The organism is Roseivivax sp. GX 12232 (genome assembly GCF_021272185.1).
Lineage (GTDB): Bacteria > Pseudomonadota > Alphaproteobacteria > Rhodobacterales > Rhodobacteraceae > Roseivivax.
The window spans coordinates 1-26,104 of the sequence record NZ_JAJSEC010000011.1 but is presented as its reverse complement, the minus strand read 5'-3'; the positions used below and the strand labels follow the sequence as shown (position 1 = coordinate 26,104).

General features: G+C 69.9%; 26 protein-coding genes. 8 read left to right on the top strand and 18 right to left on the bottom strand.

Features of this window, described 5'->3' with window-relative positions; translation table 11 throughout:
• The first annotated feature begins 390 nt into the window (after positions 1-390).
• Complete coding sequence (locus LR948_RS16340; protein ID WP_232755155.1) at positions 391-1,065, top strand: hypothetical protein; 675 nt, start codon at positions 391-393, stop codon at positions 1,063-1,065.
• A gap of 126 nt (positions 1,066-1,191) precedes the next feature.
• Here LR948_RS16340 and LR948_RS16335 read toward each other — a convergent pair whose 3' ends face one another.
• From LR948_RS16335 to LR948_RS16325, 3 genes are all read right to left on the bottom strand, one after another.
• Positions 1,192-3,474: a right-handed parallel beta-helix repeat-containing protein gene (locus LR948_RS16335; protein ID WP_232755154.1), complete on the bottom strand. Its 2,283-nt coding sequence runs from the start codon at positions 3,472-3,474 to the stop codon at positions 1,192-1,194.
• 130 nt (positions 3,475-3,604) lie between these two features.
• Complete coding sequence (locus LR948_RS16330) at positions 3,605-4,024, bottom strand: DUF4864 domain-containing protein (protein ID WP_232755153.1); 420 nt, start codon at positions 4,022-4,024, stop codon at positions 3,605-3,607.
• Positions 4,025-4,898: 874 nt separating this feature from the next.
• Entirely contained in the window at positions 4,899-6,476 is a 1,578-nt protein-coding gene (locus tag LR948_RS16325; RefSeq protein ID WP_232755152.1) for a lysine--tRNA ligase, read from the bottom strand.
• A gap of 141 nt (positions 6,477-6,617) precedes the next feature.
• On the opposite strand from LR948_RS16325, the gene LR948_RS16320 reads away from it, so the two are divergent.
• A complete protein-coding gene (locus LR948_RS16320) occupies positions 6,618-7,043 on the top strand; it encodes a tellurite resistance TerB family protein (RefSeq protein ID WP_232755151.1) in 426 nt (141 codons plus the stop codon).
• A gap of 231 nt (positions 7,044-7,274) precedes the next feature.
• On the top strand, positions 7,275-8,519 hold the full coding sequence (locus tag LR948_RS16315; protein ID WP_232755150.1) for an MFS transporter: 1,245 nt from the start codon (positions 7,275-7,277) through the stop codon (positions 8,517-8,519).
• Here LR948_RS16315 and LR948_RS16310 read toward each other — a convergent pair.
• The 8 genes from LR948_RS16310 to mbfA all read right to left on the bottom strand — a co-directional run bounded on the left by LR948_RS16310 (position 8,500) and on the right by mbfA (position 15,011).
• Positions 8,500-9,432: an alpha/beta fold hydrolase gene (locus LR948_RS16310; RefSeq protein WP_232755149.1), complete on the bottom strand. Its 933-nt coding sequence runs from the start codon at positions 9,430-9,432 to the stop codon at positions 8,500-8,502. The two genes, LR948_RS16315 and LR948_RS16310, sit on opposite strands and share 20 nt — an antisense overlap.
• Complete coding sequence (locus tag LR948_RS16305) at positions 9,432-10,346, bottom strand: ornithine cyclodeaminase family protein (protein ID WP_232755148.1); 915 nt, start codon at positions 10,344-10,346, stop codon at positions 9,432-9,434. Before LR948_RS16305 ends, LR948_RS16310 begins: the two co-directional genes overlap by 1 nt.
• Positions 10,343-10,963: an HAD family phosphatase gene (locus LR948_RS16300; RefSeq protein WP_232755147.1), complete on the bottom strand. Its 621-nt coding sequence runs from the start codon at positions 10,961-10,963 to the stop codon at positions 10,343-10,345. Before LR948_RS16300 ends, LR948_RS16305 begins: the two co-directional genes overlap by 4 nt.
• Positions 10,963-11,421 carry a YaiI/YqxD family protein gene (locus LR948_RS16295; protein ID WP_232755146.1) on the bottom strand — a complete coding sequence of 153 codons (459 nt, stop codon included), beginning with the start codon at positions 11,419-11,421 and terminating at the stop codon, positions 10,963-10,965. The genes LR948_RS16300 and LR948_RS16295 overlap by 1 nt, the downstream gene beginning before the upstream one ends.
• Positions 11,418-12,248 (bottom strand): S-formylglutathione hydrolase, encoded by an 831-nt coding sequence (gene fghA, locus LR948_RS16290; RefSeq protein ID WP_232755145.1) that lies wholly within the window; start codon positions 12,246-12,248, stop codon positions 11,418-11,420. Before fghA ends, LR948_RS16295 begins: the two co-directional genes overlap by 4 nt.
• A 67-nt stretch (positions 12,249-12,315) precedes the next feature.
• Entirely contained in the window at positions 12,316-13,242 is a 927-nt protein-coding gene (locus LR948_RS16285) for an AEC family transporter (protein WP_232755144.1), read from the bottom strand.
• A gap of 32 nt (positions 13,243-13,274) precedes the next feature.
• Complete coding sequence (locus LR948_RS16280) at positions 13,275-13,985, bottom strand: nitroreductase family protein (protein WP_232755143.1); 711 nt, start codon at positions 13,983-13,985, stop codon at positions 13,275-13,277.
• Positions 13,986-14,036: 51 nt separating this feature from the next.
• On the bottom strand, positions 14,037-15,011 hold the full coding sequence (gene mbfA, locus LR948_RS16275; protein ID WP_232755142.1) for an iron exporter MbfA: 975 nt from the start codon (positions 15,009-15,011) through the stop codon (positions 14,037-14,039).
• A gap of 147 nt (positions 15,012-15,158) precedes the next feature.
• Here mbfA and LR948_RS16270 point away from each other — a divergent pair, with 147 nt between their 5' ends.
• A complete protein-coding gene (locus LR948_RS16270) occupies positions 15,159-15,311 on the top strand; it encodes a hypothetical protein (protein WP_232755141.1) in 153 nt (50 codons plus the stop codon).
• 81 nt (positions 15,312-15,392) lie between these two features.
• Positions 15,393-16,022, top strand: a complete 630-nt coding sequence (locus tag LR948_RS16265) for a TetR/AcrR family transcriptional regulator (protein ID WP_232755140.1) — start codon at positions 15,393-15,395, stop codon at positions 16,020-16,022.
• Between the two features lie 3 nt (positions 16,023-16,025).
• Here the strand turns inward: LR948_RS16265 and LR948_RS16260 are convergent, their stop codons facing one another.
• From LR948_RS16260 to LR948_RS16245, 4 genes are all read right to left on the bottom strand, one after another.
• Positions 16,026-16,739: an NYN domain-containing protein gene (locus LR948_RS16260; RefSeq protein ID WP_232755139.1), complete on the bottom strand. Its 714-nt coding sequence runs from the start codon at positions 16,737-16,739 to the stop codon at positions 16,026-16,028.
• A gap of 16 nt (positions 16,740-16,755) precedes the next feature.
• The gene (locus LR948_RS16255) at positions 16,756-17,283 is read right to left on the bottom strand and encodes a GNAT family N-acetyltransferase (RefSeq protein WP_232755138.1); all 528 of its coding nucleotides are present in this window, start codon (positions 17,281-17,283) and stop codon (positions 16,756-16,758) included.
• Positions 17,283-17,720: a cytochrome c gene (locus tag LR948_RS16250; RefSeq protein WP_232755137.1), complete on the bottom strand. Its 438-nt coding sequence runs from the start codon at positions 17,718-17,720 to the stop codon at positions 17,283-17,285. The genes LR948_RS16255 and LR948_RS16250 overlap by 1 nt, the downstream gene beginning before the upstream one ends.
• A gap of 88 nt (positions 17,721-17,808) precedes the next feature.
• Entirely contained in the window at positions 17,809-18,939 is a 1,131-nt protein-coding gene (locus tag LR948_RS16245; RefSeq protein ID WP_232755136.1) for an S-(hydroxymethyl)glutathione dehydrogenase/class III alcohol dehydrogenase, read from the bottom strand.
• Positions 18,940-18,992: 53 nt separating this feature from the next.
• On the opposite strand from LR948_RS16245, the gene LR948_RS16240 reads away from it, so the two are divergent.
• Positions 18,993-19,376 (top strand): I78 family peptidase inhibitor, encoded by a 384-nt coding sequence (locus LR948_RS16240; RefSeq protein WP_232755135.1) that lies wholly within the window; start codon positions 18,993-18,995, stop codon positions 19,374-19,376.
• 495 nt (positions 19,377-19,871) lie between these two features.
• Complete coding sequence (locus LR948_RS16235) at positions 19,872-21,542, top strand: DNA polymerase Y family protein (RefSeq protein ID WP_232755231.1); 1,671 nt, start codon at positions 19,872-19,874, stop codon at positions 21,540-21,542.
• Positions 21,543-22,357: 815 nt separating this feature from the next.
• On the opposite strand, the gene LR948_RS16230 is transcribed toward LR948_RS16235, so the two are convergent.
• From LR948_RS16230 to LR948_RS16220, 3 genes are read right to left on the bottom strand one after another with little or no spacing between them, the layout of a single operon-like run.
• The gene (locus LR948_RS16230) at positions 22,358-23,482 is read right to left on the bottom strand and encodes a CaiB/BaiF CoA-transferase family protein (RefSeq protein WP_232755134.1); all 1,125 of its coding nucleotides are present in this window, start codon (positions 23,480-23,482) and stop codon (positions 22,358-22,360) included.
• Positions 23,479-24,168 (bottom strand): DsbA family protein, encoded by a 690-nt coding sequence (locus LR948_RS16225; protein WP_232755133.1) that lies wholly within the window; start codon positions 24,166-24,168, stop codon positions 23,479-23,481. The genes LR948_RS16230 and LR948_RS16225 overlap by 4 nt, the downstream gene beginning before the upstream one ends.
• Before the next feature lie 26 nt (positions 24,169-24,194).
• The gene (locus tag LR948_RS16220; protein WP_232755132.1) at positions 24,195-24,707 is read right to left on the bottom strand and encodes a DUF721 domain-containing protein; all 513 of its coding nucleotides are present in this window, start codon (positions 24,705-24,707) and stop codon (positions 24,195-24,197) included.
• Between the two features lie 92 nt (positions 24,708-24,799).
• Here LR948_RS16220 and mutY point away from each other — a divergent pair, with 92 nt between their 5' ends.
• Positions 24,800-25,870, top strand: coding sequence for an A/G-specific adenine glycosylase (gene mutY / locus LR948_RS16215; protein ID WP_232755131.1), 1,071 nt, complete (start codon positions 24,800-24,802; stop codon positions 25,868-25,870).
• The last annotated feature ends 234 nt before the right edge of the window (positions 25,871-26,104 follow it).

Sequence of the window (26,104 nt, the reverse complement as noted above, 5' to 3'; positions counted from 1 at the left end):
CACATGCGCCGCCGAGACAGCGCCGCAGCGCGGCATGCGGGTGACGGGGGTGCTGAAAGGGTGGGCTTTGGGGGAGGTGTTTGGGAGGGCCGGGAGGTGTGTGGCAGGGGGCTCGCCATGCGACGAGACGGCAGGTTGCTGCAAGACGCTGACGGCCCCCACTTGCGCCCGAACAGCATCGAAGATGCCGGGCGCGCGCCGGACCGGCCCGATGGGCCGGCGCTCTTGGGAGTGGCGTGCCTAGCTCACAGTGAGCAATGACCTTGTTGCCATAAAGCGCATAGCCCGGAGGGCAGCAGCGCCGGCCCCCGGTCCGCCGCGCGCCCTCACGTCCCCCCACACCCCCGCCGATTAACCAACGGTTAACCGCTTTGGCGAGACGATTCCGCCATGTTGCGCTCCGCCCTCCGCCGCGCCGGTCTGGCGCTTCTGGCCTGTCTGCCCGCCGCGCTTGCCGAGGCCGGGGCCTGGCCGCGCGAGAAGGGTGCGCTTTTCGTCTCGACCACCAGCTACCTCTCCTGGTCGCAGGACCTGACCACCTGGACGAGCTACTACCCGAGCGCCCGCTACGACACGCTCTTCATCGAATACGGGCTGACCGAGCGCTGGACGGTGGGGCTCGACCTCGGGCGCTCGGTCTCGGGGGCGACCAAGACGGTGGCCTTCGCGACCCGGCCCTTCGCGCGGCCGGTCCTTGGGCTGCAGGTGGCGCCGACGCTGGGCATCGGCCAGATCGACGGGATGCAGGTGATCCGCCCGGCGCTCTCGCTCGGCAAGGGCGCGGACTGGGGCTGGCTGGCGGCGGATTTCGCCGCCGAGCTCTTCCCGGAGCGCGGCGAGACCGACGTGAAGCTCGACCTGACCATGGGCGCCAAATTCGGCCGCCGCCGCGCGATGGTGCAGTTCCAGGGCGGCCAGCAGGCGGGCGACGCGCCCTTCCTGCGGGTGGTGCCCTCGGTCACGACGCCGCTTTTCAAGCGCTACGAGCTGGAGCTCGGCGGCAGCTACGGGGTGATCGGGGACAGCAGCATGGGGCTGAAGCTGGGGCTCTGGGCGGAGTTCTGAGAGGGCAGCGGCCGGCGCCTCCACCAGCCACCCGAGCAACCGCCCCGCCCTGTCCAGCCCCGAAAACGCCCCTGCCCCACACTCACACCCGCCACACTCTCCCGCCCCCAACCCCCCGCCCAAACCTCAATCCATCCGGATCGTCACATTGGCGTCACCCCGCACCGCGCCGGGGTAGATCAGATGGACCTGGTTGTTCGCCCCGCCCTCGCGGGTCGAGACATAGGGCATCCACCATTCGCTCACATTGGCGGCGTTGCGCAGCCGCGAGGTATGCACCACGGCGTCCACTTCCTCGGCCCAGGCGTCGAAGGGCAGCTCGCCCTCGGTGTCGATCACCCAGGTGTCGGCATGTGTGTTCTGGGCATGCGCCACCACCAGCGGGTTCTGCGCGGCCTTCTCGACATTGGCGAAGGTGTTGTTGGTGAAGCGCACCCGCTTCATCCTGGCGAAATCCAGGGGCGCGAAGCTGGTGTCGGGCCGCTCGACCCGCTCGATCGTGCCCGAGGAGGCCCGGAAGGTATTGCCCGAGACGTTGAACCCGTTGAGGAAATGCCCCGAGCCATAGGGTTTGACCACGATGAAGGCGAAGCTCGTCGCGACCTTGGAGCAGAGGAAGACATTGTCGGTGATCGAGAGCCCCGCGAAGCCGAAGCCGCTGACGTAATCGGGCTCGGGCTCGCGCTCGTTGGTCCATTCGACGAAGCAATTGTCGATGTAGTTGTTGGCGATCTGCGTGTTGCAGGCCCGGAGCGCCAGCACGATGCCCGCCGTGCGGATGCCGTTCGCCGCCGCGTCGCCCTGGAAGAAATGGTTGCCGGTGATCAGGTTCTGCGCCCCCGAGGCGACCACGAAATGGCGGAACTGCGAGGCCCGGCAATCGCGCAGCTTCACGTCGTTGGCGTTGACGTTGATCGCCACGGACTGGCGGTTCTGCACCAGCTCGCCGCCCTCGTGGCTGAGGAACTGGCAATGTTCGATCAACATGCCCTGGCAGCCCTCGCCGGGGCTGGTGATGCCGCGGTTCTTCGGCCGGTTGAAGGTGCATTCGCGGATCACCATCACCGTGCCCGAGGGTGCGAGCATGACGCCCGAAGCCTCGATCGCGCATTGGAACTCGATGTCCTCGAGCTGGAAAACGTCGAGCCGCTCGAAGCCCGAGAAATCCAGCATGTAGCGGAAGCGCCGGAAGGTGTAGTTCTGGGTGCCCACCGCGTCCGAGAGCGGCTGCGAGAGCGTGACCTCCTGGGCGGCGGGATTGACCGCGCGGACGTAGATCTCGCGGCCGACGCCCGCGCCCTCGACCAGCGCGCCGACGGGGATGACCTCGGCATTGGTCACATTGCTGAGCCGGGTGGGCTGGGCGGCGGAATAGCTGGCCTGCCGGGTGACCACGCTTTCCGCCCAGTCGCCGCCCGCCGAGGCCTGCAGCTGGCCGTTCCGCAGCACCCGCCGCTGGGCATAGCTCGTGCGGTTGGCCACCGCCGCCTGCACGTCGAGCGGGCCCGAGAGCGAGACCCGCCGCCCGCCCATGTCGAGGCTCTCGTGGTCGGCGTCGTTCATCAGCGCCTGGAGCGCCTTCTTCAGCGCCTCCTCCTCGTCGCCGAAGGCGTCGATATAGCTCGGCAGGCGGAAGTTCTTGGTCAGCGAGAGGCGCTTCTCGGCGGGCATGGTCACCTGGCCCTCGAAGATCACCTCGCTGTCGAGGGTCACGTCCTCGGCCAGGAGGTAGCTGCCCGCGCTGACGAAGAGCGAGCGGCCCTGGGTCGCGGCGTCGGCGGCCTCGAAGGCGGCGCTGTCGTCGGTGATCCCGTCGCCCAGCGCGCCGTAGTCGCGCACGTCGACATAGCCCAGCATGTCGCGCAGGAAGACCGAGGTCACATCCTCGATCTCGATGTCGTCGACGCGCACGAGCGCGCCCGTCGCGCCCGTGAGGTCGATGCCGAAATGGCCGTATGTCGGGCTTGGCCCCCAGACCATGTCGACGCCGGTGCGCGCGCCCGAGCCGATGATCGCCGAGACCTCCACCACGGTGCCGTAGTCCGGCACCGCGACGCTCGCGGCGGTGAGCGGGATGCCGGTCACCGCCGCTCCGCCCGGGGATCCGGCCCAGGCCGCGACCCGCACCGAGGGCAGGCTGCCCGAGAGCACCTTCACCCGGGTCCGCACCCGCAGGTAGACGCCCGGCGCGATCGGCACCTCGCCCATGTAGCGGATCTTCTGGGTGGCCTCGGTCTTCAGAAGCTCGAGGCAGCCGCCGAAGTCCTGGTCGGCGGTCACGATGCTGGCGCCCGCCGCACTGGCGTAGCTGTCCGAGCCCGGCGTGCCGTCCTGGCGCGACCAGACCTCGAGCCCCTCGGCAAAGGGCGGCGGCATCAGGTCCCAGCCCTCGGTGATCGCCTTGTTCATCGCTGTCCCCTTCCTTGGCAGGCCGCGCGGCGGCACCGCGCGGGAGGACAGGGATAGCGAGCCCTTGGTTAACCGGGCCTTGGGGCGGCGCGCGTTGCGGCCTTCGGGGCGGGCCGGGGCGCGGTTTGGCTCAGGCCGCGACGCCGGTCTGCGGCAGGATCTGCACGCCGTCGATCAGCCAGCCGCCCTCGGTCTCCAGCATCCGGTATTCGAGGACATGCAGCCGCCCGCCCTCGTCGGTGACGATGACGCGCTGGAAGAGCCGCCCGTCCATCTGTCTGAGCGCGCCGAAGTCGATGTTGTCGGGGCGCCAGACCATCGGGTAGCCCTGTTCGACCATGCGGCCGAACATCTCGGGCGTGCGGAAGATGCCGCGGATCATCGGGCTGGCGTATTCGAAGGCGCCCGCGACATCGCCGCCGCGGAAGGCCTCCATCTGTTTCGAGATCACCGCCTCGATGCCGGGCTCGGGGGCCAGGACATCCTGCGCCCAGGCCGGCAGGGCCAGCCAGAGCGCGGCGAGCGGGGCGAGAATGCGCAGGCGCATCATGGGTCCTCCTCTCCTCGGGGTGGGAGGAGAGATAGCGCGTCTCCGCCCGTCCCCAAGTCACGGCCCGGCGAGCCGGGGAGTTTCGGGGGGGTGTCGGGGCGCGATGGCGGATGTGGTGCGGGATGCATCGGCGCATGGGGTGTGTCGGCGGATGGGAGCGGACAACCCGCTGTGGGCGTTCTGGGGGTTACCGTTGTGCAGCGGACGGTCGGCACAGACAGCACCATGCCGCCCAATCGGCTCGCACGGCCAGAGGGCGCGCGCCGGACCGGGGGCCGGCGCTGCCGACCTCTGGGCGACGCGCTTTATGGTAGCAAGGTCGGGGCTAGGGGTGAGCTATGCGCGCCATCCCAAGGAGCGCCGGCCCAAGGGGCCGGTCCGGCGCGCGCCCGGCACCTTCGGTGCTATTCGGGCGCAAGGGGGGCTGGCTGAACCGGAGCACGCTGGTGCTGGCGGCTGGCCAGAAGACCACGTGCAGAAGCCACGCGCTCTGCCCTCGCCGCCCCTCCCGCCAGCTGGCAGATGGGAGCGGACAACCCGCCGTGGGCGTTCTGAGGATTAGCGTTGTGCAGCGAAAGGTCGGCACAGGGAGCGCCATGCCGCCCTATCGGCCCGCACGGCCAGAGGGCGCGCGCCGGACCGGGGGCCGGCGCTGCTGACCTCTGGGCGACGCGCTTTATCCACGCAAGGTCAGGGCTAGGGGTGAGCTATGCGCGCCACCCCAAGGAGCGCCGGCCCATCGGGCCGGTCCGGCGCGCGCCCGGCACCTTCGGTGCTGTTCGGGCGCAAGGGGGCGCGGGGATTTGGGCGGTGCGCGCGACTGTCAGCGGTGCAGCACCATCACGCCACGCCGCCCCCCAAAGCCCCGCCAAAATCACCCCAGCTCGCCCGCCAGGCCCTTCTCGATCAGCGCCACGCTCTCTTCCACGCCGTAAAGCGCGATGAACCCGCCGAAGCGCGGGCCCTGGCTCGCGCCCATCAGCACCTCGTAGAGCGCCTTGAACCAGTTCCGCAGCGGCTCGAAGCCGTGCTCCTTGCCGACCGCGAAGACCAGGCTCTGCAGCGTCTCGTCGTCGCGCGGGCCCTCGTGGGCGCGCAGCCGCTCGGCCAGGTCGCGCATCGCGGCGGCCTCGGTCTCGTCCGGCGCGCGGTAGGTCTTGCCCGGCTTCACGAAGTCCTCGTAGTAGCGGATCGCGAAGCCCGCGGCCTGGTCGAGATCCGGGTTGCCCTCGGGCGAGGCCTCGGGCGCGTAGCGCCGGATGAAGCCCCAGAGCGTCTCCTTGCTCTCGGCGCCCGAGACCGACACCAGGTTCAGAAGCATCGCGAAGGGCACCACCATGGTCGAGGCCGGCACCGCGCCGCCGTGGATGTGCCACACCGGGTTCGCGGCCTGCTGCTCGGGGCTCTGGCCCGGGTAGGCGCGCAGCTGCTGGTGGTATTCGTCGACCGCCTTGGGGATCACGTCCCAGGACAGCCGCTTGGCGGTCTTGGGCTTCTGGAACATGTAATAGGCCAGGCTCTCGGTCGAGGCATAGGTCAGCCATTCGTCGATCGAGAGGCCATTGCCCTTGGACTTCGAGATCTTCTCGCCGTTGGCATCGAGGAACAGCTCGTAGGTAAAATGCTCGGGCTTGGCGCCGCCGAGGATCTCGCAGATCCGGTCGTAGATCGGCGTGTTGGTGGAATGGTCCTTGCCATACATCTCGAAGTCGACGCCCAGCGCCGCCCAGCGCGCGCCGAAATCGGGCTTCCACTGCAGCTTCACCTGGCCGCCGGTGACCGGCAGGGTCCACTCGCGGCCGTCCTCGTCGTCGAAGGTGATCTCGCCCTTGGCGGCATCGACATGCTTGATCGGCACGTAAAGCACGCGGCCGGTCTCGGGGTGCAGCGGCAGGAAGATCGAATAGGTCTGCTGGCGCTCCTCGCGCAGCGACTTCAGCATCACCGCCATGATGTCGTCGTAGCGCTCGCAGGCGCGCAGGAGCACCTCGTCGAAGGCGCCGGACTTGTAGTATTCGGTGGCCGAGTAGAACTCGTACTCGAAGCCGAAGGTGTCGAGGAAACGCCGCAGCATGGCGTTGTTGTGATGGCCGAAGCTCTCATGCGTGCCGAAGGGATCGGGCACCGAGGTGAGCGGCTTCTGCAGGTGCTCGCGCAGCATCTCGGGGTTGGGCACGTTGTCGGGCACCTTGCGCATGCCGTCCATGTCGTCCGAGAAGCAGATCAGCCGGGTCGGCACATCCGAGATCGCCTCGAAGGCGCGGCGGATCATCGTGGTGCGCGCCACCTCGCCGAAGGTGCCGATATGCGGCAGCCCCGAGGGGCCGTAGCCGGTCTCGAACAGGATGTGGTCCTTCTGGCTCTTGCCGGCCTCGTGGCGTTTGAGCAGACGGCGTGCCTCTTCGAACGGCCAGGCCTTCGAATTCATCGCGGCGTCGCGAAACTCCGACATCTCGTCTGCTCCTTGATTGGCAAGACCCCGCGCAGGCGGGGAAAATGGGGCTCTCTCGAGCGCCCGCTACCTATTGCGGCGCTTGATCGGGGTCAATATTTTCAACGCAGGCAAAAGTTCCCCTCCGGCAAGGACCGACACATGCAAGATTCGATCGAACATTCGTTTTCACCGCAGGACGCCCTGGTGGCGCTGATGGTCGCGGTCTCGGCCTCGGACGAGAACATCCGCACCACCGAACTGGTGAAGATCCAGTCGATCGTGACCACTCTGCCGGTCTTCACCGATTTCGACGTCGACCGGATCAAGAACGTCTCGCAGAGCGTCTTCGACCTCTTCGACCAGGAAGACGGGCTCGACGCGCTCTTCGGGCTCTTGCGCGAGGCCCTGCCCGAGCGGCTGAACGAGACCGCCTATGCCCTGGCCTGCGACGTGGCCGCCGCCGACGGCACGCTGACCGACCCCGAGCTGCGCCTGCTCGAGGAGATCCGCTACGAGCTCGACATCGACCGCCTGCACGCCGCCGCCATCGAACGCGGCGCCCGCGCTCGCCACATGCGGGCGTGAGGGGCACCGGCGGGGCCGTGCCTCATTCGGGAGGTTGGCGGGACTGAACGCCTGGTGAGCTGGCGGGCGCAGGAGAGATTTCGCGGCGCCCTGACCGGCGTGGCACCCCGGGTGCCCTGATCGGCGCGCCACTTGCGAGGCCGGGCGCCCCCCCGCGAATCGTATCGGTGACAATCGAAAAATTGCCCGTCCGGGCGACGCGGGGTATTTCCGGGCCAAAGGAGCCCGCCCATGGACCGTCCCGCGCCCTTGATCACGCCCGTGCTTGTCGCCGGCTGCATCATCATCCTCGTGAGTTTCGCGATCCGCGCGAGCTTCGGGGTCTTCCAGATCCCCGTCGCCGAGGAGTTCGGCTGGCTGCGCTCGGAGTTCTCGCTCGCCATCGCGATCCAGAACCTGGCCTGGGGCATCGGCCAGCCGCTATTCGGGGCCATGGCGGAACGGCTGGGCGACCGGCTGGCGATCGTGCTCGGGGCGATCACCTACGCGGTGGGGCTGGTGCTGTCGTCCTTCGCGACCACGCCCGAGGCGCACCAGGCGCTCGAGGTGCTGGTGGGCTTCGGCGTCGCGGGCACCGGCTTCGGGGTGATCCTCGCGGTGGTGGGCCGCGCCTCCTCGGACAAGAACCGCTCCATGTCGCTGGCCATCGCCACGGCGGCGGGCAGCGCGGGCCAGGTCTTCGGTGCGCCGCTGGCGGAATGGATGCTGGGCTTCATGGCCTGGCAGGAGGTCTTCCTGCTCTTCGCCGCGGCGATCCTCGCGGTGCTGCTGTGCCTGCCGATGATCCGCGCGCCGCAGGCCTCGAAGAGCGAGCTGGAAGAGAGCATGGGCCATATCCTCGGCAAGGCGCTGCGCGATCCCTCCTTCTCGCTGATTTTCATCGGCTTTTTCTCCTGCGGCTACCAGCTCGCCTTCGTGACCGCGCATTTCCCCGCGCTGGTGACCGAGATGTGCGGCCCGATCCTGCAGGGCGGGGTGCTGCATTCGGTGGGGATCACCACGACCTCGGCGCTGGGGGCGGTGGCGATCTCGCTCATCGGGCTCTTCAACATCGCGGGCACGCTGGTGGCGGGCTGGCTCGGCAACCATTTCCCGCGGAAATACCTGCTGACGGCGATCTACACCGGGCGGACCATCGCCGCGGCGCTGTTCATCATGCTGCCGATCACGCCGGTCTCGGTCCTGGTCTTCAGTGCCGTCATGGGGGCGCTCTGGCTCGCGACGGTGCCGCTGACCTCGGGGCTGGTCGCGCATATCTGGGGTCTGCGCTACATGGGCACGCTCTACGGGATCGTCTTCTTCAGCCACCAGCTCGGCAGCTTCATCGGCGTCTGGCTGGGCGGGCGGATGTACGATCTGACCGGCGGCTACACCATGGTCTGGTGGGTCGGCGTGGGTGTCGGCGCGGTCTCGGCGCTGGTGCACCTGGGCGTGAAGGAGGACCGCGGGCCGCGGATCACCCCCGCGACGGCCTGAGGCGCAGCTCGTCCATCATCCGCGCCATGGCGCGCGCCAGCGGCTCGGGATGGGTGAAGGGCAGCCCGTGGTCGGCCTCCTCGAGCACCTCCTGGTGGGCGCGGCGCACCGATTGCGCGAGCCGACCCATGCAGGCGACGGGGATCACCCGGTCGGCCCCGCCCCAGACCGCCAGCACCGGCAGCCCGGTGGCCGCCAGCCGCGAGAAGACCTGCGGCGCGGGATCGGCCAGCGTGTGACGCAGACTCGAGAGCACCCCGGGCACGAAGCCGCGCCGGTCGAGCTGGGCGAGCTGCACGGCCAGCACCTCCTCGGGGGTCTGCCCGGCCCGGAGCGCGGCGGCATGGGCGCGCGGGTAGCGCACCTGGAAGACCCAGTCGCCGATCCAGGGCCAGCGCATGGCGAAGCGCTGCGCGGGCGAGAAGGGCATGCCCAGCCCGGCGGGCGCCACCAGCGCCACCTGGCGGAAGCGCTGCGGCTCCTCCCCGGCCAGTTTCGCGGCGATGAGCCCGCCCATGGAATAGCCGAAAAGCGTGACATCCTCGGTCAGCCCGTAGTGGTCGAGCACCTCGCGCAGCTGGTCGGTGAAGAAGGCCAGGTCCTGCCGCCCGGCGGGCGCATCGGAGAGCCCGCGCCCGTAGAGGTCGTAGACCAGCACCCGGAAGCCCGCCGCCTCGAGATAGGGGGTGAAGCCGTCCCAGGCCTCGGAGGGCGTGGTCAGCCCGTGCACGCAGACCGCCACCGGCCCTCGCACCCGGCCCGACCAGCGGCACTGCGTGGCCCCGCGCGACAGCTCCAGCACCTCGCCGGGGGCCGCCTGCCGCTGGGCCTCGGTGATCGGGCGGCGCATCCTCTCGCGCAGGGTGGGCAGCAGCGCCAGCACCAGGACGAGGAGGAGAAGCGCCCAGCCCATCACGCCCCCCGCCAGGCCTCGTAGATGTAGCGCGCGCACATCAGGTCGAGATGCGCGCCGCCGCCGTTCTTGAGGATGGTGATGTCCTCGGTCGCACGGGTGAAGGCGCCGGGGTCGTAGTAATCGCCCAGCACGTCGGCGCGCGAGATCACGCCCGCCTCGAGCGGGATCTTCAGCTCGCCGATATGGCCCAGCGTGGTGTCGAAACTGTCCACGAAGATGCGCGCGCGGGTCAGCGCGGCATCGTCGACCTCGCGCATGTCGGGGCGATAGGCGCCGATCAGGTCAAGGTGCTGGCCCGGGCGCAGCCAGTCGCCGCGCAGGACCGGCTCCTTGGCCATGGTCGTGGTGGCGATGATGTCGGCGCGGGCCACCGCGGCCTCGAGGTCGGTGGCGACGCGCAGGCCCGGCACCTCGGCGGCCAGTTCCTCGGCCCGGGCGGGCGAGCGGTTCCAGATCGTCACCCGCGCCTCGGGGAAGCCCGCCCCATAGGCCGCGATCAGCGAGCGCGCGACGGTGCCCGCGCCGATGATCAGGATCTCGCGGCTCTCGGGCCGGGCCAGCATCCGCGCGCCGTAGAGGCTGTCCCCGGCGGTCTTCCACTTGGTCACCAGGTGAAAATCGACCACCGCCTCGAGCATGCCGGTGGTGTCGGAAAAGAGGTTCACCGCGCCGTTGACCGCGGGCTGCCCGGCGGCGGTATTGCCCGGGAAGATGGTCGCCGCCTTCACCGCGAGGCCCAGCCCGTCGATCCAGGCGCCGCGGTTCAGAAGCGTGTCCTCACCGCGGTAGAGGAAGGTATCGGCGATCTCGGCGCGGGGGCGGGCGTGGCCCGCCTCGAAAGCCGCGCAGAGGCCCAGCCAGTCGAGCGCCGCCTCGCCCTCGGCGAAGGGGATGACCGCGGGGGCGCTCATGCCAGGTCCTCGGGCGCAAGCAGGCCCAGGTCCACCAACCGGGCGGCAAAGCCCTCGGGGCCCTCGAAGAGATGGGTCTGCCAGCCGCGCGCCTCGGCGGCGGCGATGTTCTCGGCCCGGTCGTCGGTGAAGAGAAGCCCGCCGGGCGCGACGCCGCTGTCGGCCTCGAGCGCGGCGTAGATCTCGGCGTCGGGCTTGGCCATGCCCATGTGCCCCGAGATGTAAGGCCGGTCGAACTCGGTCAGGAAGGGCCAGACCTCCTGGGCGACCTCGAAGGGGCCGATGCCGAAGTTCGACAGCGCGAAGACCGGCACGCCCCGGCGCCGCAGCGCGCGCAGCGTGGCGACCGAGGCCGGGATCTCGGGCCCGGCGATGCGCGACCAGCTGTCGTGCCAGTGCCGGATCTCGTCTTCCCAGCCGGGGTTGGCCTCGGCGGCGGCATAGACCAGCGCGCGGAAATCCCCGCCCCGGTCCACGGCGTCGTTGACCCCGTGCAGATCCACCTCCGAGAACAGCCGCTTGCGGCGTTCCGGCCCGATCCGGGCGTCGTAGAACCGCTCGGGCTGCCATTCGATCAGCACGTTGCCGATGTCGAAGACCACCGCCTGTGGCTGCATCAGCCTGCCTCCTTCGCTGCCTGCCGCATGGCGCGTTCCAAGCCGTCGAGGAACCGCGCCCGGTCGCTCTTGGAGAAGCCGCGCCCGCTGCCCTGCCGGAAGGGATCGGCGGCGCGCAGATCCGCCGCGAGATCCCGCGCCGCGAGCTTGGCACCGATATTGGCTTCCGTGAAGGGTGTGCCGTCGGGCGCGAGCACCTGTGCCCCGGCTGCGACGGATTTCGCGGCCAGCGGCACGTCCGAGGTCACCACCACGTCGCCCCGGCCCGCGCGCTCGGCAATCCAGATGTCGGCGACATCCGGGCCCTCGGGCACGACGACCACCTCGACCAGCGGGTTGCGCGAGGGGCGCAGCCCGCCGTTGGCGACCAGGAACATGCGCACCCCGTGGCGGGTGGCGACCCGTTCGGCCTCATCCTTGACCGGGCAGGCATCGGCGTCGACGTAAAGCGCGCTCACCGATAGAGCGCCTCGGCGTGGAAGGCGACATGCTCTTCCATGAAGCTCGAGATGAAGAAGTAGCTGTGGTCATAGCCCTTCTGCATCCGGAAGCTGCCCTCCTGCCGGCGCGCGGCCATGGCCTCAGACAGGGCCTCGGGCCGCAGGAGCGGCAGGAAGTCGTCGGCGGCCCCCTGGTCGATCAGCACCGGGCCGTCGAAGCCCGTCTCGCGCATCAGGAGCGTCGCGTCATGCGCGGCCCAGGTCGTCTCCTCCGCACCGAGGTAGGCGGTGAACTGCTTGCGCCCCCAGTCGCTTTCGGTCGGATTGGCGATCGGCGCGAAGGCCGAGACCGAGCGGTAGCGCCCGGGGTGCCGCATCGCCAGTGTCAGCGAGCCATGGCCGCCCATGCTGTGCCCGGTGATCGCCTGCCGCTCCATGTCGAGCGCGAATTCCGCGCCCAGAAGCGCCGGCAGCTCCTCGGAGAGATAGTCCCACATCCGGTAATGCGGCGCCCAGGGGGCCTCGCTGGCGTTGACGTAGAAGCCCGCGCCCTGGCCCAGGTCGAAAGCCTCGTCGTCGGCCACATCCGCGCCGCGCGGCGAGGTGTCGGGGAAACAGAGCGCCACCCCGTGTTCGGCCGCCCAGCCCTGGGCGCCGGCCTTGGTCATCGCGTTCTCATGGGTGCAGGTCAGCCCCGAGAGATACCACAGCAGCGGCACCGGCGCGGTCGCCGCCTCCTCGGGCAGGAAAAGCCCAAAAGTCATCTCGCAGCCGCAGGCCTCCGAGGCGTGGCTGTAGACCCCTTGGAAGCCTCCGAAGGCGCGGTTTTCCGATTTCGTCTGCATCTGTCGATCCCTCGCTCAAGCGGCTTTGCGGTTTTGGCTACCGGCCCGGCGCGGGTCCGGCAAGGGGTCAGCCGGTGACCCAGGCGATCCAGGCCGAGACGGTCACGATGCTGGCCGCCGTGGAGATCAGGATCGAGGCCGAGACCCGCTGCGGCGAGGTGCCGTAGTGCTGGGCCAGGATGAAGACATTGCCCGCGACCGGCAGCGCCGCCGCCGAGATCGCCACCGCCGCCGGATAGGCCTCGACCGGGAAGAGGACCAGCGTGCCCAGCGCCACGAAGAGCGGATGCAGGATCAGCTTGCCGAAGCTCAGCCAGCCCGCGATCACCAGCCGCTCGGCGGATTTCGAGGCCAGCGAGGCGCCGATGGCGAAAAGCGCCCCGGGCGTCGCGGCATTGCCGAGGATGGTGACGAACTCGTTCACCGGCACCGGCAGTTGCCAGCCCGAGGCCGCCACCGAGATGCCCAGCGTGATCGAGACGATCATCGGGTTCTTCAGAAGCCCCAGCCCGATGGTGCGCAGCACCCCGAGCGACATCCGCCCGTCGCGCGAGCCCTCGACCAGGATCACCAGCGCCGAGGAGAAGATGATCAGGTCGATCGACAGAAGCAGGATGATCGGCCCGACCGAAGCCTCGCCCAGAAGAAGCGCCAGCATCGGCACGCCGAGAAAGCCGGTGTTGCCGATCGCCACGCATTGCGCCTCGATCGCGGCGGTCTCGATCTTCACCCGGCGCCAGAAGGCCACCATCAGCCCGACGCCGTAGACGAAGGCCGTGCCCCAGAGGTAGGCCAGCGCCAGCCAGGGGTCGAAGATCTCGCTGAAGGACAGGTTCGCCGAGAACCTAAAGAGCATCGCCGACAGCGCGAAGTAGAAGACGAACTTCGTCAGATAGGCGCTGGCCTCCTCGGTGAAGAACCGCGTCTTGGCCGCGCCGTAGCCGAGCCCGATCAGGGCGAAGAACGGCAGGGTCTTGAGAAGGATCGCCAGCATGAGCCGCTAACTGCGCGCGCGTCGCCCCGGGGTCAACGGGGCGACGGCCCCGCGGGGAAAAGCGTCATCACCTCGTCGAGCGGTTTCTTCCGCTTGGCGGCCTGCGGCACCGTGGCCTCTTCGGAAGGGTAGCCCACCGGCAGGATCATCACCGGCTTCTCGCGCTCGGGGCGGTGGCACATCTCGTTGAGGAACTTCATCGGGTTGGGCGTATGCTCGAGGCAGACCAGCCCGGCCTGATGGATCGCGGTGATCAGCATGCCCGTGGCGATGCCGACGCTTTCGGGGACGTAGTAGTTCTTGTAGCGTTCGCCTTCCGCGTCGACGCCCCAGCGTTCGGCGAAGACCACGATCAACCAGGGCGCGGTGGTCAGATGCGGCTTTTCCACCCCGGTGCCGATGGGCTCCAGCGCCGAGAGCCAGGCGTCGCCCGCCCCGCCGCCGTAGAACTGGCGTTCCTCCTCCTCGGCGCCCTCGCGGACGCGGGCCTTCATCGCCGGGTCCGAAATCGCCACGAAGTGCCAGGGCTGGCGGTTGGCCCCCGAGGGCGCGGTCGCCGCCGCCTCGATGCAGGCGCGGATCACCGCCTCGGGCACCGGAGTCTCGGCGTAGTCGCGCACCGAGTGGCGCTTTTTCATGTAGTCGCGGAAGGCTTCCGCCGCCGCGATGGACTGCTCGGCGGGCAGCTGCACCCGGTCGGGCAGGGGCAGGGGCGTGTAGACCGGCTGGTCGTCCTTGGGCATGGCGTTCTCCTCCGTCGCGTTGCGAGACAGGACCACCCTGCCCGCCCGGCGTCAACCTGAGCCGATCAGCGCGCCCGCCGCGAAGACCAGCGCGCCGCCCAGGACCACCTGGAAGGTCGCGCGCAGGAAGGGCGTCTCCATGTAGCGGTTCTGGATCCAGGCGATGGCCCAGAGCTCGATGAAGACCACCACGATAGCGATGGCCGTGGCGGTGGTGAAATGCGGGATCAGATAGGGCAGCGCATGGCCCAGCCCGCCGAGCGTGGTCATCACCCCCGAGGCCAGCCCGCGCTTCCAGGGCGCGCCGCGACCCGAGAGCTCGCCGTCGTCCGAGGCGGCCTCGGTGAAGCCCATGGAGATGCCCGCGCCGACGGAGGCGGCAAGACCCACAAGGAAGGTCGTCCAGGTGTCCTGGGTGGCGAAGGCGGTGGCGAAGATCGGCGCCAGGGTCGAGACCGAGCCGTCCATCAGCCCCGCCAGCCCCGGCTGCACCCATGTCAGCACGAATTGCCGCTGGGCGCTGTCGTCCTCGGTGGCGCGCACCTCCTCGGGCAGATGCGCAGCCTCGAGCGCGCCGGCGGTGCCCTCGTGCTGGGCCTCCTCGGCGGCCAGGTCGCCCAGGAGCCGCCGCGTGTCGGCATCGCTGCAGCGCCGGGCGGCCTCGCGGTAGAAGCGTTCGGCGGCGCGCTCCATCTCGCGGGCCTCGCTGCGGATCGCCTCGAGGCTCATGGTCTCGGCCTGCCAATGCGGGCGGCGCTGGTGGAAGCCCGCGACATGTTCGCGGCGCAGCAGCGGGATCACCTGCCCGAAGCGCGCCGCAAAAAGGTCGATCAGCCGGCGGCGGTGGCCGTCCTCCTCTTGGGCCATCCCGTCGAAGACCCGGGCGCTGGCGGGATATTCCGGGCGCAGGCGTTCGGCATACATCCGGTAGATCCGGGCGTCGTCCTCCTCCGAGGAGATGGCCAGCGCCAGCACCTCCTTCTCGGAGAGGTCGCGGAACCGGCGGCGGTGCGGGAGAAAGCGCATGGCGGCAGCCTTTTGTTTAGAACGATTCTAATCTAACCCCGCCAGATCCCCGCACAACCCGAAAACGTGAACCGATCAGTTCAGCAGATACTTGAAAAAGTGAACTGCACTGTTCATTTCAGCTTCACGAACCCACAGGAGGCCAAAATGCGCACGTTCCTTTCCCTGATCGCCGCCGCCACCCTTGCCTCGGCCGCTTCGGCCGGCATCCCGGCACCCGACATCCCGAACCTCTGGTTCCCCGAAAGCGCCCCCACGGTGCCGGCGCCGCAAGCGCCTTCCGGGACACAGAGTTACTGAAAAGCCGCAACTGGCATACGGGCAGGAATTGTTGAAACTGAACCACCCAGTTTATAGTTCTTTCCCAAAGCGGGAGAGAGCATGGACGCCGCACTCGACACGATCCGCAAGGGTCGCAAATACGACCAGGTGATCGCGGGCGCGCGGGATGTCTTCCTGCGTGACGGCTTCGACGGCGCGAGCGTGGATGACATCGCCCGCGCCGCCGGGGTCTCGAAGGCCACGCTCTATTCCTATTTCTCGGACAAGCGGCTGCTCTTCCTCGAGGTGGCCCGGCTGCAATGCCGCGACCAGGCCGAGGAGGCGATCACCCATCTCGACCGCTCGCGCCCGACCGAGGCGCTCCTGCACGAGGCGGGCCGCACCTTCGTCGAGATCGTCTTCTCGCCGCTCGCGATCCAGAACTGCCGGATGTGCCTGGCCGAGGCCGAACGCTTCCCCGCGCTCGCCGAGGAATTCTGGCGCTGCGGCCCGGTCTACTTCGTCGAGGCGCTTCTGACGCTTTTCGACCTGGCCATCGCGCGCGGCGACCTCGAGATCCCCGAGGACCAGCGCGAACACGCCGCGCATCAGTTCGGCGAGCTCTGCAAGGCGCGGCTTTTCATGGCGCGGCTCTTCAACATCCGCAGCGATGTGAGCGAGGCCGAGAAGGAGGCCAATGTGACCGAGGCCGTGCGCACCTTCATGGCGCGCTACGGCACCCGGGCCTGAGCCTCAGTCGAGCCGCCGCACCAGCATCTGGTTGCCCTGCGAGCGCTTGGTCTCGAAGACCTTGAGGTCCGAGATCAGGTCCGAGAGCTTGCGCTTGCCGTAGGTGCGGGTGTCGAAATCGGGGTTGGCGGCGGTCAGATACTGGCCGAGCTGGCCCAGCGTGTACCACTCGTCGTCCTGCTCGATCGCATCCATGGCGTTGAAGATCAGGTTGCGCGCTTCCTCGAGGCTGCCGGTGGCCTTGGTGTCGCGCTGCCCGGATTTCGCCGCCTCGGCCGCGGCGTCGATGTTTTCCAGGAAGATGAACCGCTTGCAGGCCTTGCGGAAGGCGTCGGGCGTCTTCTTCATGCCCATGCCGTAGACCTCGAGCCCCTGTTCGCGCAGCCGCGAGGCGAGCCGGGTGAAATCGCTGTCCGAAGAGACCAAGACGAAGCCGTCGAAACGGCCCGAGTGCATCAGGTCCATGGCGTCGATCACCAGCGCGATGTCCGAGGCGTTCTTGCCCACGGTATTGGCCGGCTGGTGGTGCGGCACCAGGCCGAACTCGGCGGCGACCTTGGACCAGCCCGACATCTGGTGGCTGGAGAAATCGCCGTAGAGCCGCCTTACGCTCGCCTCGCCCAGGGTGGCGATCTCGTCGAAGAGCGCGCGGGCGTATTTCGGCGAGGTGTTGTCCGCGTCGATCAGCACGGCAAGCAGCGGGTTCGGTTCGGCCATGTGGCCTCCTGTCGGGTCAGAGGTGTTTCATCATCACCAGGGCGTCGACATAGCCGGCCGAGGGATGATGGAAAGCGCCCGGAAGGCGCCCGACGACCGCGTATCCCGCCCGCTCCCATGTGGCAACGGCGCGGGTGTTCTCGGCAACCACGAAATTGAACTGCATCGCCCGGAAGCCCGCCGCGCGGGCCGCGGCCTCGGCATGGGCGAGCATCTGCCGGGCGACGCCCCGGCCTTGCGCGGCGGGCGCGGTGACAAAGGCGGCATTGGCCACATGCGCCCCGCCGCCGCGCTTGTTGGGGCGCAGGAAATAGCTGCCGAGGATCGCGCCGTCCGCATCCTCGGCGAGGCTCACCCGGTTGCCGTCGCCGGTCCAGAAGGCCAGCGCCTCGGCGCGCGAGATGTCGGGCTCGATCGCATAGGTCTCGCCGGCGCGGAACACCGGCTCCAGCATCCGCCAGAGCGGCTCGGCATCGCCCTCCGAATAGGGGCGCAGGCGCAGGGCCGCGGTCTGGGGCGTGAACTGGGGCGCGGTCTCGGGCATCAGGGCATCCGGAAGTCTTCGTGGCAGGCCCGGCAGGTCGCGGCATAGTCACCGAAGCTGCCGGTCAGCGCCTGGCGCGAGCCGGTGCGCATCGAGGCGGCGGCTGCGGCCATCTCCTCGGCGCGGGCGGTGAAATCGTCCCAATCGGTCCAGATCGCGGGCAGCGCCTCGGATTTCGGGTCCTCGGCCTTGCGCGCGAAGGCGTCGGGGATGGCCTCGGCCTTCTCGACCAGGAGCGCGCGGTCGGCGGCGGCCTTCCCGGCGTCGAAGGGCGCCTGGCCCCGGCGCATCTTGTCGATCCGGGCGGTGGCGGCCTTGATGTCCTCCATCAGCTCCATCCGCGCCATGACGTCGGGATCCTTCACGCCCTCATGGGCGAGGGCGACGCCTGCGGTGAAGGCCAGCGCGAGGGTCAGGCTCAGGGAACGGGTCATCATGGGGCTCCTTCCAGGGGTCCGGCGGCGCTTGCCCCCGGGGTCCGCCGGTCATGCCAGCCGGGCCCCGGGGCGCAAGTGCAAAGACGGCTCAGAAGGTCACAACCGCGCGAATCGACTTGCCCTCGTGCATCAGCTCGAAGCCCTCGTTGATCTCGTCGAGGCTGAGGGTATGGGTGATCATCGGGTCGATCTCGATCTTGCCGTCCATGTACCAGTCGACGATCTTCGGCACGTCGGTCCGGCCCTTGGCGCCGCCGAAGGCCGTGCCTTTCCAGACCCGCCCGGTGACCAGCTGGAAGGGCCGGGTCGAGATTTCCGCCCCCGCCGGCGCCACGCCGATGATGATCGACTGCCCCCAGCCGCGGTGGGTGCACTCCAGCGCGTCGCGCATGACCTGCACGTTGCCGGTGGCGTCGAAGGAATAATCCACCCCGCCGATCTGGTCGAAATCGGTCTTGGTCAGCGCGACGATCTCTTCGACCACGGTGCCCGAGAGCTCCTTGGGGTTCACGAAATGGGTCATGCCGAACTTCTCGGCCATGGCCTTCTTCTCGGGGTTGATGTCGACGCCGATGATCTTGTCGGCGCCGGCCATGCGCAGGCCCTGGATCACGTTGAGCCCGATCCCGCCGAGGCCGAAGACCGCGGCGGTGGAGCCGATCTCCACGCCGGCGGTGTTGATCACCGCGCCGATGCCGGTGGTCACCCCGCAGCCGATGTAGCAGATCTTGTCGAAGGGCGCGTCCTTGCGCACCTTGGCCAGCGCGATCTCCGGCAGGACGGTGTGATTGGCGAAGGTCGAGCAGCCCATGTAGTGGTGGATCGGCGTGCCGTCCGCCATCGAGAAGCGCGTCGTCCCGTCGGGCATCTTGCCCTGGCCCTGGGTGGCGCGGATCCGGGTGCAGAGGTTGGTCTTGCCCGAGAGGCACGAGGCGCATTCGCGGCATTCCGGGGTGTAGAGCGGGATGACGTGGTCGCCCGGCTCCAGGCTGGTGACGCCCTCGCCCACTTCGAGCACCACGCCCGCGCCTTCGTGGCCGAGGATCGCGGGGAAGATGCCCTCGGGGTCGGCGCCCGAGCGGGTAAACTCGTCGGTGTGGCAGATGCCGGTCGCCTTGACCTCGATCAGCACTTCACCGGCCTTCGGGCCTTCGAGGTTCACCTCCATGATTTCGAGTGGTTTTCCGGCTTCGAGAGCGACGGCGGCGCGGGTTTTCATGGAGGGCCTCCTGATGTTCAATCGGGGCAGAGATTGTGCCGAAAGGAGCGCCCATGCAACCGAAGACCGCGCCGCGCCTCGCCTGGCTTCTGCCGCTTCTGCTCGCCGCCTGCGCGCCGGGGGGCACGGTGGTGGGGGCGCCGGGGGTGCCCGGGGGTGAGGAGGTGGCCGATGGCGGGCCCGGTGCGCGCCCCGGTGCGCCGGGTGGCGCGCCCGGGGACGGCCTGCAGGAGCCCGGGTCTCCCGACGCGGACGCCTGCGGCGCCGAGGGCTACCGCGCATTGCTCGGCAGCCCCCTCGCCGCCGTGACCCTGCCCGCCGACCTCGACGCCCGGATCATCAGGCCCGGTGACATGGTCACCATGGATTACTCCGAAAGCCGGCTGAACATCGCGCTCGACGCGGAGGGCGTGATCACCCGGGTGTATTGCGGGTGAGGTGATTGGGGCTCGGGGAGCGCGGGCGCGCGCCGGAAGGCGCTTGGCCAGATGGCGCGTAGCCGGATGGCCCCAGCCCGGAGCCTGACGCACCCTCCTCAAAGACACCGCGCGCCCCCTGCCCGGTCGAAACCCGTCACACCAGAGGGCGCGCGCCGGACCGGGGGCCGGCGCTGCCGACCTCTGAGCGAGGCGCTTTATCCCAGCAAGGTCAGGGCTAGGGCCGAACTAAGCACGCCACCCCAAAGAGCGCCGGCCCAAGGGGCCGGTCCGGCGCGCGCCCGGCACCTTCGATGCTATTCGGGCGCAAGAGGGGCGCTTGGGTAAGCGGGGCTCGAGAGATGCGGGCCCGTGGCAGCGGAGCGCCGCATGGGGCCCAGCCCCCGCAAGCAAGCCCGCAATTCGAAGCCACGCCCCTCCCACACCCCCCTGACTCGACCCCGCAGCCGACTCGCCCTATAAAGAACAAAGCACGAACACATGCTGCCGCCTGCCATGCCCAACCGACGCATCCTCTCCCTCTGGTTCCCCCGGCTGGGGGCCGAACGGCTGATCCGCCGCGACCCCAATCTCGGGCAGGTGCCCTTCGCCACCGTCGAGGAGCAGGGCAACGCCCAGCTCCTGGCGGCGCTCTCGCCGCGCGCCTCGGCGGAGGGGCTCTATCCCGGCCAGCCGCTGCGTGACGCCCATGCCGCCTGCGCCGACCTGCTGACCCGGCTGGCCAACCCGCACCGCGAGGCGGCCTTTCTCGGCACCCTGCACCGCTGGGCGGGCAAGTTCTCGCCCTGGGTCGCCCGCGAGGCCCCGGACGCGCTGGTCATCGATCTGACCGGCTGCGCGCATCTCTTCGGCGGCGAGGCGGCGCTCCTGGCCCAGGTCGAGGAGGATTGCGCCGACCTCGGCCTCAGCCTGCGCGCGGGCATCGCCGACACCCTGGGCGCAGCCTGGGCGCTGGCGCGCTACGGCGGCCGCCGCGCCGAGGGCCACCGCAGCGGCGACGCCATCGACCAGGAGGCCCGCGCCACCCGGGCCCGGGCCGGCAAGCGGCGCCACTGGGAGCGCGGCGGCGCGGCGCCCCAGGTCGGCACGCCCCAGGCCGGCACCCCCCGGAGTGGCAGCGAGAGGATCGCCGCCCCGGGCAAGACCTACGGCGCGCTCGCGCCCCTGCCCGTGGCGGCGCTCCGGCTGCCGCCCGAGACGGTGGAGAGCCTCTCGCGGCTCGGGCTGCGGCGGATCGGCGACCTGGCCGGCCAGCCCCGCGCCAGCCTCGCGCGGCGCTTCGGCACCGGGCTCGTGGGGCGGCTCGACCAGGCGCTCGGCGCCGCGCCCGAGCCGATCACGCCCGCCGCCCCGCCGGTGCGCTTCTCGATCCGCCTCACCCTGCCCGAGCCGATCGGGCTCGAGGCCGACCTCCTGGCCGGGCTCGACCGGCTGCTGCCGCCGCTCTGCGAGAAGCTCCGCCGGCAGGGGCGCGGCGCCCGGCGGGTGCGGCTCGAGGCTTACCGCGCCGACCAGTCGATGGACTGGGCCGTGGTCGGCCTCGCCCGGCCCGCCCAGGACCCCGCCCGGCTGCGCCCGCTCCTGGCGATGAAGGTCGCCGAGATCGACGCGGGCTTCGGCATCGACATGCTGCGCCTCGAGGTGCTGACCCACGAGCCGGTGCATGCGCGCAGCCCCGCGGGGCATCTCGATGCCGGGCGGCGGGTTTCGGAGAAGCTCAGCGCCGATACCGCGCTCGAGGACCTGATCGGACGGCTCGGCGCGCGGCTCGGGCTCGAGGCGATCACCCGGCGCCACCCGGCCTCGAGCCATATCCCCGAGAAGGCCGCGCTGACCCTGGCCGCCGCCTGGTCCGAGCCCGCCCCGGGCTGGCCCGAACCGCCGGTGCCCCGGCCGCTCAGGCTCTGGCGGCCCGAGCCGGTGCAGGCCCCCGACGCGCCGCATCTGCCAGGGCGCTTCCGCTGGCGCGGCCGCGACCACGAGACCCGCGGCGCCACCGGCCCGGAACGGATCGCGCCCGAATGGTGGCTCGAGGAGCCCGACTGGCGCTCGGGCCAGCGCGACTACTGGCAGGTGGAGACCGACCGCGGCGAGCGGCTCTGGCTGTTCTACGCCCACGGCGGCCTGCTGTCCTCGGGCTGGTTCTGCCATGGGACGTTTGGGTAGGGGGTGGTGTGTGCGGGGGGTGGCGATGCGGACGGCGCGCGTTCTCGGCCTTCGTTCCACGTCTCCTCCCGAAGAGAAGGCACGGCCATCCTCCGCGGCTCTCCCCTTCCCAAAGAAAAGACGCCGGGGTCACCACCCTCTCGGCCTTCCCAACAAAGGGCGCGCGTCGCCCGGCTTTGCACCGGCCTCTCAAACTGCGACCAGGCCCGGTCGACACCCTCGCCAACAGAGGGCGCGCGCCGGGCCGGGGGCCGGCGCTTCTGACCTCTGAGCAAGGCGCTTTATCCCAGCAAGGTCAGGGCTGGCTTTGAGCTAGGCACGCCACTCCAAGGAGCGCCGGCCCATCGGGCCGGTCCGGCGCGCGCCCGGCACCTTCGGTGCTATTCGGGCGCAAGGAGGCGCCTTGACCTCAGCGTGGCACCTTCGATGCTGTTCGGGCGCAAGGGGGGCAACGTCAGCCCACAGACGCAGAAGGGGGCCGGGCTTTGCAGTAACGCCCCAACAGAACGGCAAATCCGTCGAGAACGCGCGTCGCCCGGCATTGCACCGGCCTCTCAAACTGCGCCCAAGCCCGGTCGACACCCTCCCCAACAGAGGGCGCGCGCCGGACCGGGGGCCGGCGCTGCTGCCCTCTGAGCGAGGCGCTTTATCCCAGCAAGGTCAGGACGAGCTGCGATCTAAGCGCGCCATCCAAAGGAGCGCCGGCCCAAGGGGCCGGTCCGGCGCGCGCCCGGCATCTTCGATGCTATTCGGGCGCAAGACGGGCGCGAGGGGTGGTGAGGACATTGCCTGACCCAAACCACGAACAGCCCCCCTCACCCTTCGCCCAGCTTCGGCGCGGCGCGATCCAGCACCAGCTCGGCGTCGGAGAACCGGAAGGGCGCGCGCACGCCGGGCAGGCCCTCGGGGGCGATCTGAAGCCCGCGCGCGACGACCTGCGGGTCGGCCATGACCTCGGCCATGTCGTTGATCGGCCCGGCGGGCACGCCCTCGGCCTCGCAGGCGGCCAGCAGCTCGGCCTTGGAGAAGCGCAGCGTCGCCTCGCTCAGCCGGCGGATCATCTCCTCGCGGTGGGCCACCCGGTCGGCATTGGTCAGGAACTCGGGCGCCTCGGCCATCTCCTCCAGCCCCAGAAGCCCGCACAACCGCCGGTACTGCGCATCATTGCCGGTGGCGATGATGATGAACCCGTCGGCCACGTCGAAGACCTGGTAGGGCGTCAGGTTCGGGTGGTAGTTCCCGGTCCGCCCGGGCGGCGTGCCGGTGGCGAGGTAGTTCATCGCCTGGTTCGCCGTGGCCGCCACCGCGCAGTCGAGCAGCGCCATGTCGATGTGCTGCCCGCGCCCGGTGCGGTGACGCTGCTCGAGCGCCGAGAGGATGCCCACCACCGAATAGAGCCCGGTGAAGAGATCGGTCACCGCCACGCCGGCGCGCTGCGGCTGGCCCTCGGGGTCGCCGGTGATCGACATGAGCCCCGACATCCCCTGGATGATGTAGTCATAGCCCGCGCGATGGGCATAGGGCCCGTCCTGCCCGAAACCGGTGATCGAACAATAGATCAGCCGCGGATTGACCTGCGAGAGCGACGCGTAATCCGCGCCGTATTTCGCCAGCCCGCCGACCTTGAAGTTCTCGATCAGGATGTCGGCCTCGGCGACCAGGGCGCGCAGCTCCGCCTGGCCTTCCTCGGTGCGCAGGTCGATCACCACCGAGCGCTTGCCGCGGTTGCAGGAGTGGAAATAGGCGGCCGAGCGGTCGCCCTCGCGCTCGATGAAGGGCGGGCCCCACTGGCGGGTGTCATCGCCTGCAGCGGCCTCGACCTTGATCACCTCGGCGCCGAGATCGGCCAGCGTCTGGCCGGCCCAGGGGCCGGCCAGGATCCGCGCGAGCTCGACGACCTTCAGCCCGGCCAGCGGGCCATCCGGAGCCGAGACGCTCATTCCGCCGCGGCGATCTTCTCGTCGAGGATCTCGGCGAAGTCGTCGTAGTTCATGTTGGAATGCAGCTCGCCGTCGATCATGAAGCTCGGGGTCGAGCGGATGCCGTCGGCCTCGGCGTTCTCCTGGTACCATTCCACCAGGCTGCGCAGCTGGTCGCCGTCGGTCAGGCAGGCCTCGAGCTGGCTGTCATCCAGCCCCGCCACCTTGCCGATCTTGCGCAGCCCGTCGGCGATGGCCGCATCCGAGCCCGCGCGGGCCCATTCGGACTGGGTCTCGTAGATCATGTCGGTGATCCCGAAGAAGCGGTCGGTGTTGCCGCCGCAGCGCGCCACCAGGGAGGCCCACATGCCGTATTTGTCGAAATAGACCTCGCGGTAGACGAATTTCACCTGGCCGGTCTCGACGTAGTTTTCCTTGATCCGGTCGAAGACGTTCTCGTGGAAGCTGGCGCAATGCGGGCAGGTATAGGAGGCGTATTCGATCACCTCGACCGGCGCGTCCTCGGCGCCCAGCACCATCTCCTGGACCGTGCCCGTGGGCGCGGCATCCTCGCTGTCGTCCTGCGCCTGGGCGGCGCCCGGCAGGTCGAACTCGGGCGAGGCCGGCGCGCCGATCCGCTCGAGCGCCCAGAAGCCGCCGAGGCCCAGCACCGCCGCAAGCGCGGTCGCGGAAATCATCCGTTTCATTCACGTCACCTTTTCTGTCGCGGGCCTCAGCCCGGTTTTCGATTTCGGGATAGAACGTTGGTCGCCAGACGTTCAAGCGCAACCCTGAGCCCCTCGTCGCCCACGTCGCTGGCACGATCCTGCGCCTCGGCGATCACCTTGGGATCGGGCGGCGCGGGTTCGGCCTTGGGCGCGGGCGCGAAGCGCACCTGCCCCTCGGCGAAGCCCGTCGGCGCCGTCTGGGTGATCCGCACCTTCTGGATCGCGTTGAACCCGTAGACCTGGTTCACCCGGGTGCGAATCTGCTCTTTCTGCATCTCGAGCTGCGGCGCATTGGCGCCGGTGGTCAGAAGCACCAGCGTCGCGCCCAGCCCGCCGCGGCCGTAGCTCACCTCGACCGGGCGGGCGATGCGGGCGGTTTCCGGCCCGGCGATCTCCTCCCAGTGGGTCAGCACCCGCGACTGCGAGAAGCCGCGCGTCTCGGTGGCGCGGCGGATCGAGGTCTTGAGCAGGCTCGCGGTCTGCTGGAAGCCCCGCGTGGTGCTGCGCTGTCGCGTCATGGTTGGACTCCACTCCTGGCGGATATACTAGACACCCGCGCGGCCAGCGCCACCCCAGCCGCGCCGGCCACAAGATCAAAGGGACTTGATCCGTGCGTGAAACCGCCGATACCGCGCTGCTGCCGCAGGAGCTTCTCGACTGGTACGACCGCCACGCCCGGGTGATGCCCTGGCGGGTGGGCCCCGCCGACCGGGCCCGGGGGCAGCGGCCCGATCCCTACCGGGTCTGGCTCTCCGAGGTCATGTTGCAACAGACCACCGTGGCCGCCGTCAAATCCTATTTCGAGGCCTTCACCGCGCGCTGGCCGCGGGTCACCGATCTGGCCGCCGCCGAGGACGCCGAGGTCATGGCCGCCTGGGCGGGGCTGGGTTACTACGCCCGGGCGCGCAACCTGTTGAAATGCGCCCGCGCCGTGGCTCAGGAACACGACGGCGTCTTCCCCGACACCCGCGAGGGGCTTCTGGCCCTGCCCGGCATCGGCCCCTATACCGCCGCCGCCGTCTCCGCCATCGCCTTCGACCGGGCCGAGACCGTGGTCGACGGCAACGTCGAGCGGGTCATGGCGCGGCTTTTTGACGAACATGTGCCGCTGCCCCAGGCCAAGCCGCTTCTGACCGCCCATGCCGAGGCGCTGACGCCCACGGCCCGACCCGGCGATTACGCCCAGGCGGTGATGGACCTCGGCGCCACGGTCTGCACGCCGCGCAACCCGCTCTGCGGGCTCTGCCCCTGGCGCGGGGCCTGCGCGGCCTGGGCGGCGGGCACCCAGGCCGAGCTGCCGAAGAAGGCGCCCAAGAAGCGCAAGCCGGTGCGCCACGGCATCGCCTATCTCGCGCGGCGCGTGGACGGCGCCTGGCTCCTGGAGACCCGGCCCGAGACCGGGCTTCTGGGCGGGATGCTCGGCTGGCCCGGCACCGATTGGGTGGACATCGAGACGCCTCTGCCCGGCGAGGCCGCCCCGATCCGCGCGGAATGGAAGACCCTGCCCGAGGAGGCGCGGCACACTTTCACCCATTTCCACCTGCGCCTGACCCTGAAGGTGGCGCTGGTGCCCATGGACCGCGCGCCGGAGCGCGGGGAGTTCGTGCCGCCCGAGGCATTCCGCCCGGGGGACCTGCCGACGCTCATGCGGAAGGCGTTTGATTTGGGACGGCCGCGGTAAGGGGGGCTGGCGAGGCGCTTTGACTGGATGGCGTGGCAGTCGTAATGACTGGCGCCGGGCGGGATGTGGCTGAGGACGGGCAGGCGCGACTGCTCGAAAAGCCGGAAAATTTCCCCGGACGACAGGTAAAAAGCCTCACCTAAGACGCCTCACCCCGCACCCCTCTGACAATCGCCTTCACCGCACCTACCAAGCCCACCCCCTTGCGCCCGAATAGCACCGAAGGTGCCGGGC

Bases quoted from the DNA above. Each gene is read 5' to 3' on its own strand.
- LR948_RS16340 (WP_232755155.1), top strand. From the start codon at position 391: ATGTTGCGCTCCGCCCTCCGCCGCGCCGGTCTGGCGCTTCTGGCCTGT.
- LR948_RS16335 (WP_232755154.1), bottom strand. From the start codon at position 3,474: ATGAACAAGGCGATCACCGAGGGCTGGGACCTGATGCCGCCGCCCTTT.
- LR948_RS16330 (WP_232755153.1), bottom strand. From the start codon at position 4,024: ATGATGCGCCTGCGCATTCTCGCCCCGCTCGCCGCGCTCTGGCTGGCC.
- LR948_RS16325 (WP_232755152.1), bottom strand. From the start codon at position 6,476: ATGTCGGAGTTTCGCGACGCCGCGATGAATTCGAAGGCCTGGCCGTTC.
- LR948_RS16320 (WP_232755151.1), top strand. From the start codon at position 6,618: ATGCAAGATTCGATCGAACATTCGTTTTCACCGCAGGACGCCCTGGTG.
- LR948_RS16315 (WP_232755150.1), top strand. From the start codon at position 7,275: ATGGACCGTCCCGCGCCCTTGATCACGCCCGTGCTTGTCGCCGGCTGC.
- LR948_RS16310 (WP_232755149.1), bottom strand. From the start codon at position 9,432: ATGGGCTGGGCGCTTCTCCTCCTCGTCCTGGTGCTGGCGCTGCTGCCC.
- LR948_RS16305 (WP_232755148.1), bottom strand. From the start codon at position 10,346: ATGAGCGCCCCCGCGGTCATCCCCTTCGCCGAGGGCGAGGCGGCGCTC.
- LR948_RS16300 (WP_232755147.1), bottom strand. From the start codon at position 10,963: ATGCAGCCACAGGCGGTGGTCTTCGACATCGGCAACGTGCTGATCGAA.
- fghA (WP_232755145.1), bottom strand. From the start codon at position 12,248: ATGCAGACGAAATCGGAAAACCGCGCCTTCGGAGGCTTCCAAGGGGTC.
- LR948_RS16285 (WP_232755144.1), bottom strand. From the start codon at position 13,242: ATGCTGGCGATCCTTCTCAAGACCCTGCCGTTCTTCGCCCTGATCGGG.
- LR948_RS16280 (WP_232755143.1), bottom strand. From the start codon at position 13,985: ATGCCCAAGGACGACCAGCCGGTCTACACGCCCCTGCCCCTGCCCGAC.
- mbfA (WP_232755142.1), bottom strand. From the start codon at position 15,011: ATGCGCTTTCTCCCGCACCGCCGCCGGTTCCGCGACCTCTCCGAGAAG.
- LR948_RS16270 (WP_232755141.1), top strand. From the start codon at position 15,159: ATGCGCACGTTCCTTTCCCTGATCGCCGCCGCCACCCTTGCCTCGGCC.
- LR948_RS16265 (WP_232755140.1), top strand. From the start codon at position 15,393: ATGGACGCCGCACTCGACACGATCCGCAAGGGTCGCAAATACGACCAG.
- LR948_RS16260 (WP_232755139.1), bottom strand. From the start codon at position 16,739: ATGGCCGAACCGAACCCGCTGCTTGCCGTGCTGATCGACGCGGACAAC.
- LR948_RS16255 (WP_232755138.1), bottom strand. From the start codon at position 17,283: ATGCCCGAGACCGCGCCCCAGTTCACGCCCCAGACCGCGGCCCTGCGC.
- LR948_RS16250 (WP_232755137.1), bottom strand. From the start codon at position 17,720: ATGATGACCCGTTCCCTGAGCCTGACCCTCGCGCTGGCCTTCACCGCA.
- LR948_RS16245 (WP_232755136.1), bottom strand. From the start codon at position 18,939: ATGAAAACCCGCGCCGCCGTCGCTCTCGAAGCCGGAAAACCACTCGAA.
- LR948_RS16240 (WP_232755135.1), top strand. From the start codon at position 18,993: ATGCAACCGAAGACCGCGCCGCGCCTCGCCTGGCTTCTGCCGCTTCTG.
- LR948_RS16235 (WP_232755231.1), top strand. From the start codon at position 19,872: ATGCCCAACCGACGCATCCTCTCCCTCTGGTTCCCCCGGCTGGGGGCC.
- LR948_RS16230 (WP_232755134.1), bottom strand. From the start codon at position 23,482: ATGAGCGTCTCGGCTCCGGATGGCCCGCTGGCCGGGCTGAAGGTCGTC.
- LR948_RS16225 (WP_232755133.1), bottom strand. From the start codon at position 24,168: ATGAAACGGATGATTTCCGCGACCGCGCTTGCGGCGGTGCTGGGCCTC.
- LR948_RS16220 (WP_232755132.1), bottom strand. From the start codon at position 24,707: ATGACGCGACAGCGCAGCACCACGCGGGGCTTCCAGCAGACCGCGAGC.